1 protein-coding gene and 1 pseudogene are annotated in these 1487 nt (G+C 40.5%); both read left to right on the top strand.

Annotation, left to right across the window (positions count from 1 at the left end; translation table 11 throughout):
- Positions 1 to 32: 32 nt before the first annotated feature.
- A pseudogene (locus tag BCT49_RS26260) lies at positions 33 to 170 on the top strand (Arm DNA-binding domain-containing protein); the annotation flags it as partial.
- A gap of 231 nt (positions 171 to 401) precedes the next feature.
- On the top strand, positions 402 to 1229 hold the full coding sequence (locus BCT49_RS26255) for a tyrosine-type recombinase/integrase (protein WP_339375375.1): 828 nt from the start codon (positions 402 to 404) through the stop codon (positions 1227 to 1229).
- The last annotated feature ends 258 nt before the right edge of the window (positions 1230 to 1487 follow it).

Below are 1487 nucleotides of genomic sequence, written 5' to 3'. Positions count from 1 at the left end.
GTTTTACTTGACCACTTCACAGGAAAACTTTTACCTATCGTTATAGAAGCCCAGAGTCAGGTGGTAAACTTGTACAGATTAAGCTAGGTACCTTCCCTGATATGTCACTTGAGCAAGCTCGCATTAAGCTTCGCGAAATGAAGGCCATAAGAGAGCGGGGAATATGTCCAAAGGCTGACTTAGAAAGGCAAGAACAAGAGCGGCGTAAGTTATTAAAGACTGAGCGTGTTAATAGCATTACTCTCAAAGATGTGATCGATCATTATTTAGAAAATTATATTCAAGACAGATTTACTTCTTCTGGTGGAGTGATCTCAGGAGCTCGTAAGGCAAAAGGACAAAAAGAAGTTAGACGAACCTTGTATGTTGATATTGTCGCTCTTCTTGGAGATAGATCTGTTATGGAAGTCGGCAAAAGTGACATCACGTATTTAATTCAAGGGATCATTGATAGAGGTGCGCCAGTACAAGCAGGCTCTGTGTTACGAGAGCTATCCAGTGCCTATGAGTATGCTATTGGTATGGATTATCTCCCTGAAAACTTTGTCAATCCAGCGCTGTTGGCTATTAATAAGTTTAAGAAGAGTAAGGTTAAGCTGACTAGTAATAAAGGTAAGAGAGTGTTAGACCATTCTGAGTTATCTAGATTTATCAAATGGTTGCCGAATTCGAGTTTTTCTAAAAACATAAGAGGTATTCTCCGAATGACGCTGTGGACAGGCTGTCGTACTGGAGAGGTTTGCGACTTAGAGTGGCAGCAGATTGATTTTGATAAGAACACCATTTATTTAACTGAAACAAAAAATGGCAACTCTCGTTATGTTCAGCTGCCTTCTCAAGCTGTTCAGTGGTTACGTAAGTGGAAAGAGGTTAAATCATACCCTCAATCTATCTATGTTTTTTCTACTTCTAAAGGAGGTTCTCACGTAGTTCAAAAACAACTAACTCAGTATACGTGGCGAATGCGTAGAGATGGATTAATGATTGATATGCCGCTTTGGACTCCTCACGATTTACGACGAACAGTACGAACGGAATTAGCACGTATGGGGTGCCCTACGGGAGTTGCTGAAGCAGTATTGGGGCATAGTGTTAAAGGCATTGAGGGAACATATAATTTGCACCGCTATGAGGCTGAGTGTCGAGAGTGGCTACAGCGCTGGGCTGATGAGTTAGACTCGATAGTAAACGTTAAGACTAATATTGTTCAGTTTCCCGAAGTGGTATAATGTCGTAGGGTAAAGGGGGAGATGCCTATATATCTCCCTTTACCGCTATAAGTTTTAACCTTGAGGGCTGCTCTGCTCGTTGCCATTTTCATCTGACATTTAAATGGTTAATCTTCTCTTGTCTTTTTCAGACTCTTATATTCTTGCCTGATTATTCTATTGAGAGCTTGTTTAATTTTTGATGGATACTTTGATTCAGTGATACTGATAAGCATGTCCCATTGCTTTTGAGAAAACGTTAGAGTGAAGTCTTTGCAC

The sequence above is a fragment of the Vibrio lentus genome, from assembly GCF_002875945.1.
Classification (GTDB): domain Bacteria; phylum Pseudomonadota; class Gammaproteobacteria; order Enterobacterales; family Vibrionaceae; genus Vibrio; species Vibrio apostichopi.
This window is presented reverse-complemented; position numbering and strand designations above follow the sequence as displayed.